Raw genomic sequence first — 8000 nt, forward strand, 5'->3', positions numbered from 1 at the left:
GGCCGCCACCTCCGCCAGCGGCCGCAGGGCGGTCTCCACGATCGCGAGGGCCGCACTCGTGTCGGCGGCAGCGCCCAGGTCGACGGTGACCTGCTCGAACCGCGCCCGGTCGAGGGGGAGGCGGCTGAGGCCGGTGACCCGTCCGTCCACGACCTCGACCAGGACCGCGCCCTTCGCGCCGCATTCGCGCACGCTGCGGCCCTGGATGTTGCCGGGGAACACGATCCAGGGGTCCCGGGACAGCTCGGCGTACTCGTGGATGTGGCCGAGCGCCCAGTACTCGTAGCCCCGGGCGGCGAGGTCGGCGATCGAGCAGGGCGCGTAGGTCTCGTGCGCCGCGTGGCCGGTACAGGAGGTGTGGAGGATCCCGAGGTTGAACCAGCCGGGCAGGGCAGGCGGGTAGGTCAGCGACAGGTTCTCCTCCACGGCCCGGGCCTGGAAGCTGCGGCCGTGCACGGCAACCCGCACGGCCTCGAGGCGCAGCGTCTCGGCCCGGGCCGCCGGGAACACGTGCACCGAAGCCGGCAGGGTGATCGAGCGGGTGATCACGCTCTCGGCGTCGTGGTTGCCGCGGACCAGCAGGGTCGGGATGCCGGCCCGGTCGAGGCGCGCCACCTGCCGGGCGAAGAACAGCCCGATCGTGTTGTCGGCCCAGTCGCCGTCGTAGATATCCCCGGCCACCACCACGAAGGCGACCCGCCGTTCGATCGCCTGGGCGACCAGATCCTCGAAGGCCTGCCGCCCGGCCGTGGCGAGGCGCCGGGCGAGTTCCGCGTCCCGCGTCGCCAGGCCGGAGAGCGGACTGCCGAGGTGCAGGTCCGCCGCATGGATGAAGCTGAAGCCCGACATCGGTCTCCGGTGAGCACGCGGTGAGCGGGGGTCTTAGGCCGCCGGGGCGTGCGGCCTCAAGCGCGGTGCTCCGATTGCTGCACAGGCACGGGGCGCGTGCGACGGTCTCAAGAGTTGAATGCGATCAGCCTCTGGCCTTGTTGATGTCCGAGACGGGTGGATGTCTGCCCGTCCGCCGCTGGGCAAGAAACGCCTTCGGAGATCGTCCAGGGCTTTCGCCGGCCCCTGGGCAGAGACCCGGAACAGCACGTGCGGGAGGGGGCTGCCGTCTCACGCCGTCGAACTATCCGGCACGCCTCAGTGCAAGCATCACGTTTCGCGCAGCCACTTCCAGACGTGTTGCGCCGTTCCCTGACCGCCGATCCGTTGGGCCACCCGGCGCTCGCCACGCCAGGCCTGCGGTGGGGCACCGTAGCGGTTGCGGAAGCTGCGGCTGAGCTGCGAGATGGTATTGAACGCGAACACCTCGGCCAGCCGGCTGATGGTGCGCCGCTCCATCGGGTCGGCCAGGGCGTCGCGCACCGCCGCCAAGCGCTCGCCCTGCACGAAATGCATCACGCCGCCCTCCGGCTCGAACAGCCGGTAGAGCGTGGACCGCGAGACCTGCATCTGCCCGGCAATGAATTCGGGCGATAGCATCGGCCGCGACAGGTTTTCCTGCACGATCGTCCTGGCGAGGGCCAGGAGCGCGCCGTTGAGTTCGCGCCCGTCCAGCACGTCCGCGGCCGGCGAGGGATCGAGGAGCCGGTGCAGGAAGGCCACGAACTCGTCCGCGAGCGCGGGGGCCTCGTCGGCGCGCGTGGTCGGCAACCGCCGGTAGATGTCCGAGATGCGGGCGGCCAGCAGCCGGTTGCGGGCCGCATCGAAGAGCAGGCCGTGCGCCTCGAGCGGCAGCCCGTGGAGTCGCGTGCAGGGTACGGCGATGCCGATCGCATCGGCTCGGTCGAGCATGCCGTCGAGCAGATGACGGCGGCCGATCAGGGTCACGGTGCCGGCCGAGGCCGAGACCGGTTTGCCGCCGACCGTGCCCTGGAAGCGGCCGGACCGGTAGAGCTGGACGATGTAGTGGTCGGGACCGGCCTCGACGCGTCGGCGGTCCCGCTGGAGCCGCTGGGTCGAGAGCCGCGTGCGATGCGCTACGAGGTCGTCGATCGGGTACGCAATGTTGCTGCCGAACGGCAGCGGGGCGGATGGCGTGGCAGGACTAACCGCGTACATCGGCGCCAGGAGGGTGCGCCATCGCTCGAAGGCTTCCCCGGGTGGCAAGCCCGAGGTCGTCAGGAGGAAGTGCGGCAGACCCGGCTCAGCCGTCGTGTCGTCTGCACTCAAGGGGCCAGACCCATCGCCATCCGACCCGTGCGACGGAAGATGTTGAGCATTCGGCCCCTGGTGGGGCAACCTAAATGCGCGTGTGTGCTTCGCAGAGGGTGAAAGTGTCGCAAGCAGGGCGGATGACCGCTGGGGACGACATACAAATCTGCATCGATGGCAGGATCGGGTTGGGTCCGGTGCGCCCGCTGCGGATCTCCCCCGGTCAGCGACGGGTCGTACAGGTTGGACGATTCATTATCCGAGGGTTGATCCCCCGTACGGGATAACCCGCGCCGTCATCCCGGGGCGCCGCAGGCGAGCCCGGGATGACCGTGCATGGCAGCACGAGACGGTTCTTCAATTGAAGAAGACTGAGCCTTCTTTCAGCGAAAAGATCGAGTTTTCAACCTGTGTGACTCGTATCCGGCAAGCGATGGCCAGTCGTTTGCCGATCCGGAAACGGAAGCACCGTCCCCGGATCCGCCCCTTCGACTAACCCGATCCTGGCCTGAAACGATGATCCTGACGGATCACGCCCGTCCGTTCGCACGGACGACGCAACGGTGCCGTCTCACCGGCTTCGCCGTCACCCGTGGGGGTGTTGCCCCCGTCCCACCGGATGGTGCGACGGGGGCACGCGATGCTGGGCCGCGTCGATCAGGCCGCCATGGATCCGTAACGGCGGTGACCCTTCACGTCGTAGCGATCGAGCATCATCACCTTGTCCCAGACCCGCACGAAGTCCGCCACGAACCGCTGCTGGCCGTCGCGACCGGCATAGGCGTCCGCGATGTTGCGCAGCTGGGCGTTCGCCCCGAAGACGAGGTCGTTGCGCGTCGCCTCGAACCTCGCCTGCCCGGTCTCGCGGTCCTTGAGGACGAAGGACGTCCCGTCCGAATCGATCTTCTCCCAGACCAGGTTCGTGTCGGTCAGGGTCTGGAAGAAGTCCGTCGTCAGCACGCCCACCCGGTCGGTGAAGATGCCCTGGTTCGATCCGTCGTGGTTGGCGTTGAGGGCCCGTAGGCCGCCCGTCAGCACCACCCATTCCGGCGCGGTCAGCGTCAGCAGGTTGGCCTTGTCGAGGAACATCTCCTCCGGCGACAGGCGCGGTGCCATGTCCCTGAACCCGCCGTCGACGTAGTTGCGGAAGCCGTCGACGAGGGGCCTCAGCCACTCGAACATCTCGATGTCGGTGAGGTCCTGCGTGGTGTCGACCCGGCCGGGCGTGAACGGCACGCGCGTCTCGACGCCCGCGTCCCGGGCAGCCTTCTCGACGGCGGTACAACCGGCGAGCACGATGAGGTCGGCCAGCGAAACCTGCTTGCCGTCGCCGCGCCCGCCGTTGAACGTGGCCATGACGCCGCGCAGCGCCTCGACCACGGGTGCGGCCCGGCGGTTGACGGCCCAGTCCTTCTGCGGGGCGAGGGCCAGACGGCCGCCATTGGCGCCGCCGCGCTTGTCGCTGTCGCGATAGGTCGACGCCGCCGAGAAGGCGGTGAAGGCGAGGTCAGAGACCGAGACGCCCGTGGCCAGGATCGCTTGCTTCAGGGCGGCGATCTCGGCCTCCCCCACCGGGGCGTAGGCGGCATCGGGAATCGGATCCTGCCACAGCAGGCCGTCCTCAATCGTCACCTCCGGGCCGAGGTAGCGGTGCTTGGGGCCCATGTCGCGGTGGGTGAGCTTGTACCAGGCCTTGGAGAAGGCCTGCGTGAAGGCATCGAAGTCGGTGAGGAACTTCTCGCAGACCTTGCGGTACTCCGGGTCGACCTTGAGGGCGATGTCGGAGGTCATCATCATGAGCGGGTGCATCTGACCCGCGACGTGGGCGTCGGGGGTTTTGGGCGCATCCGGGTCCTTCGGGGTCCATTGCAGGGCGCCGGCCGGGCTCTTGGTCTGCTCCCACTCGAACTTGAAGAGGTTCTCCAGGTAGGCGTTGTCCCACTTGGTGGGATCGGGGGTCCAGCTGCCCTCGATGCCGTTGGTCATCGTGTCCTTGCCGGCACCCGTGCCCTTCGGGTTGTGCCAGCCGAGCCCCATCGCCTCCATCGGCGCCATCTCCGGCGGCGGTCCGATCTCCTTGGCGGGGGTCATGCCGTGGCTCTTGCCGAAGGCGTGGCCGCCGGCGATCAGCGCCACCGTCTCCTCGTCGTTCATGGCCATGCGGGTGAACGTCACCCGGATGTCGTTGGCCGAGCCCTGCGGATCCCCGTTCGCGTAGGGCCCCTCGGGGTTGACGTAGATCAGCGCCTGGTGAGAGGCGGCCAGCGGGTTCTCCAGGTCGTAGTCGGCGTCGCCGTTCTTGCCGCGCCAGCGCTGGTCGCGGTTGACCATCTCGTCGAAGCTCGACACCGCGCCCATCTCGACGACTTCGGGACCCCAGTAGGTGGCGTCGTCCGCCTCCCAGGCGTCGAGACGTCCGCCGGCGAACCCGTAGGTCGGCAGGCCCATGATCTCCAGGGCGCAATTGCCGGTGAGCACCATCAGGTCGGCCCAGGACAGGGCGTTGCCGTACTTGTGCTTGAGCGGCTGCAGGAGGCGGCGCGACTTGTCGGTGTTGCCGTTGTCCCACCAACTCGAGATCGGCGCGAACCGCTGCATCCCGGTGCCGGCTCCGCCCCGCCCGTCCGCGATGCGGTAGGTTCCGGCCGAGTGCCAGGCCATGCGGATCATCTGCGGGCCGTAATTGCCGTAATCGGACGGCCACCATGCCACCGACGACGTCAGGAACTGCTTGATGTCGCTCTTGAGCGCATCCAGGTCGATCGTCCGGAAGGCGTCGGCGTAGTCGAAATACGGCCCCAGCGGATCGGCCGCGAGCCCGTTCTGGTGCAGGAGCTCGACCCTGAGCCGGTGCGGATACCAGTTCTCCAAGGCGGGACGGCTGCCGAAGGCCCCGCCGACGCGGTCGCCTCCGAACGGGCACTGACCCGCCATCGGGTACGATTCGGTATTGGTTTTGTCGATCGTCGTCGTGTTCATCAAGATCCCCCTTGGCGCAGGACCGGCGTCACTGGACCCCTCGGTCCGCCGGGCTGTCGCCGACAGCAGCGATCGGCGTGCCGCTCTCACGACCGGCCGCGCAGGAACGATGCTGCATTGCAGGCGACATCAGTCGCCCGCCCCGAAAATCAAGGTGCCGGCGTCACCCATACGGGCACGCCGGCGGACCGCACGCCTAGGAAGACGCGTCTCACGATCGCGCGAGTCGATGGCGCGCAATCGAAGCGTCGGCCGCCATTCGGCCGATCGCCGTTGCCGACCGGCCGGACGACGGGCGTGGCGACGGTCATGACGCCGCGCAGCTGCCCGAGGCAAAAGCCGATTGGCCTCGGACCCGAGCGAACGCCCGAGCCTCCGGCGCGTTGAAGCGCGGCGGTGGCGACGGAGCCCCCCGGTGAGGTACGAGTCCGGCCCGATGAACAGCTTCGCCCATCCGGACCGCTCCGGCCTCGCCTCGGCCCTCCCGATCCGGCCGGCCGAGCGCAGCCGCAGGCCGTTCAAGATCGTGAGCTGGAATCTGCTCCGGCGCACCGGCGCGGCGGTGGACGACGTGGCCGCCCTGGTGGCCCAGGAGCAGCCGGACCTGCTGCTGATGCAGGAGGCGACCCGGGCGATCGGCTTCCTGCGCGACCGGATCGGCGGCCATTACGCCTGGGCGCCGCTTCCGGGGCGGATACACGGGCTCGCCATGTGGAGCCCGAAGCCGTTCGCGACGCCGCCCCGGGTGATCGAGCTCCCGGCCGGCGCCCTGGTGCACCGGGTCTGCCAAGTGCTCGATCTCGGCGAGTTCGGCGTCGCCAACGTCCACCTGTCGCACGGGCAGATGCTCAACCGCCGCCAGCTGCGCCGGATCGTCGGCGAATTGCCGCCGCGGGCCGCGGTGCTGGGCGATTACAACATCGTCGGGCCGGCGCTGATCCCGGGCTTTCGCGACGTCGGCCCGCGGAGGCCGACCCACGCGATGGTCGACGTGCTGCCGTTGCGGCTCGACCGCTGCCTCGCCCGCGGCCTGATCTGCCACGAGCACGCGGTGCTGCCGCGCGGGCCCTCGGACCACAAGCCGATCGTGGTCCACCTCGGGCCGGCGCCGGAGGCGCACGCCCCCGCGCGCTTCAAAGGTATGGCAGCAGCAGTCGCACGCCTGCGTCGCGCAGACGGGTCGGCAGGGCGCGGGCGGCGAGAGCCTCACGGCTGAGGCGTGCCTCCATCTTGCCGCGCATGAACGTGTCGAGCTGGGCCGCCAGATCCGCGTCGATGATCTCGACGTTCAACTCGAAATTGAGCCGGAAGCTGCGCATGTCCCAGTTCGCGCTGCCGACGAAGCACCAGACGTCGTCGACGACCATCGCCTTGGAGTGATCGAACGGCGGCTCGTCGAGCCAGACCCGCACGCCGGCCCGGAGCAGCGGGTCGAGATGCGCCCGGGTCGCCCAGTCGATGAACGGATGGTCGCTCACCCGCGGGATGATCAGGTCCACGGTGATGCCACGGGTCGCGGCCTGGGCGAGGGCGCCGGTCACCAGCTCGTCGGGCAGGAAGTACGGGGTGACGAACCGGACGGTCCGGCGGGCGCAGGCGAGCGCCTGGAGGATCACCTGCTCGATCTTCTCGACGTCGGCATCCGGCCCCGAGGTGACGACCCGGGCGACGCTGGTCCCGACCGGCGCCAGGTCGGCGACCCAGGGCTCGGAATCGAGGATCTCGCCGTCCACGAAGGCCCAGTCGGCCGCGAACGCCACGGCGAGTTGCTCGACCACCGGCCCCCGGAGCCGGTAATGCGTGTCGCGGATCGGGTGCTCCGGCTTCAGCGCCACGCGGTTCGGCTGTGAGATGTTCAGCCCGCCCGTGAAGGCGATGCGCCCGTCGATGATCAGCAGCTTCTTGTGCGAGCGCAGGTTGAGGAACGGCATCCGCCAGGGCAGGGCGGAGTGCATGAACAGGGCCGCCGGCACCCCGAGGCTGGTCAGGCGATGATAGACCGGCGCCCGGAAGTAGCCGCCGCCGATCCCGTCGATGATCACCCGGACCTTGACGCCGCGGGCCTGCGCCTCCGCCAGCGCCGTGCAGAATTCCCGGCCGACGGGATCGTCGCGGAAGATGTAGCTCGACAACCCGATGCTGGCCTTCGCCGCGCGGATCTCAGCCAGCATGGCCGGGTAACCGGCGTCGCCGTTGCGGAACATCTCGACGTGGTTGCCCGAGAAGGCCGGCAGGCCGGTGATGCGCCGGATCGCCCGGTCGAGGGGCCAGAGCGTCTCCGGCACCACGGCATCGTCGGTGTCGGGGAGGTTCGTCGCGTCGGAGGGTTTTGTGCGCAGCTTCCGGGCGCGGCGCGAGACGCGGTTGATGCCGAAGGTCAGGTAGAGGGCGGTGCCGAAAATGGGCGAGAGCCAGGCCAGCCCGATCCACCCGACCGCGACGCTGACCCGGCGCTTGCGCAGCAGGGCGTGCAGGGTGACGCCGAGCGCCAGGGCAATGCCGATGAGCGCCGCGACATCCGCCCGCAACAGGGCGGTGGATTGCAGCCATCGATACAGCGCGTCTTCCAAGGTCTCGGCATCCGGTTCGTGTCAGACGCCGCCGGATATAGCCGAAGGAAACGAGCGCGAGCGGATTTAATAGGCGCGCAGGGGCGGCAGCGCGCCGTTATCGGCGGCACCGAGGGGCCGGGCACACCGGTAGGGGCCGCTGCCGTCCAGCGCCGCGTACAGGATCCGGCCGCCATCCGCGATGCAGCGCGCCTTGGCCTCGGCATAGGGCCGGTGGAAGCTCCAGATCGTGATCATCGGCCCGACGGTGCCCAGGCAGACGCCGCCGAACAGCAGGGCCGCGGCCCAGGT

General features: G+C 69.5%; 6 protein-coding genes. 1 reads left to right on the forward strand and 5 read right to left on the reverse strand.

Features of this window, described 5'->3' with window-relative positions; all coding sequences use genetic code 11:
- The 3 genes from FV228_RS14835 to katG form a co-directional block, all read right to left on the reverse strand.
- The coding region (locus FV228_RS14835; RefSeq protein WP_147855325.1) for a DNA repair exonuclease at positions 1-849 on the reverse strand (849 nt) is incomplete at its 3' end.
- Between the two features lie 309 nt (positions 850-1158).
- Positions 1159-2178: a helix-turn-helix domain-containing protein gene (locus FV228_RS14840; RefSeq protein WP_147855326.1), complete on the reverse strand. Its 1020-nt coding sequence runs from the start codon at positions 2176-2178 to the stop codon at positions 1159-1161.
- Positions 2179-2817: 639 nt separating this feature from the next.
- Positions 2818-5139, reverse strand: coding sequence for a catalase/peroxidase HPI (gene katG, locus FV228_RS14845; RefSeq protein ID WP_147855327.1), 2322 nt, complete (start codon positions 5137-5139; stop codon positions 2818-2820).
- A 436-nt stretch (positions 5140-5575) separates the two neighbouring features.
- Between katG and FV228_RS14850 the strand changes: the two genes are divergently transcribed.
- A complete protein-coding gene (locus FV228_RS14850) occupies positions 5576-6355 on the forward strand; it encodes an endonuclease/exonuclease/phosphatase family protein (RefSeq protein ID WP_238260325.1) in 780 nt (259 codons plus the stop codon).
- On the opposite strand, the gene FV228_RS14855 is transcribed toward FV228_RS14850, so the two are convergent.
- Both FV228_RS14855 and FV228_RS14860 read right to left on the reverse strand, forming a co-directional pair.
- Positions 6273-7709 (reverse strand): phospholipase D-like domain-containing protein, encoded by a 1437-nt coding sequence (locus FV228_RS14855; protein WP_147855328.1) that lies wholly within the window; start codon positions 7707-7709, stop codon positions 6273-6275. The two genes, FV228_RS14850 and FV228_RS14855, sit on opposite strands and share 83 nt — an antisense overlap.
- Positions 7710-7775: 66 nt before the next feature.
- A partial coding sequence (locus FV228_RS14860; RefSeq protein ID WP_147855329.1) for a hypothetical protein occupies positions 7776-8000 on the reverse strand: 225 nt, incomplete at its 5' end.

It is taken from the genome of Methylobacterium sp. WL18 (assembly GCF_008040015.1).
GTDB classification, from domain to species: Bacteria; Pseudomonadota; Alphaproteobacteria; order Rhizobiales; family Beijerinckiaceae; genus Methylobacterium; species Methylobacterium mesophilicum.

Excerpts from the sequence above, each read along its gene's own strand:
- katG (WP_147855327.1), bottom strand. The coding sequence starts at position 5,139 with ATGAACACGACGACGATCGACAAAACCAATACCGAATCGTACCCGATG.
- FV228_RS14850 (WP_238260325.1), top strand. The coding sequence starts at position 5,576 with ATGAACAGCTTCGCCCATCCGGACCGCTCCGGCCTCGCCTCGGCCCTC.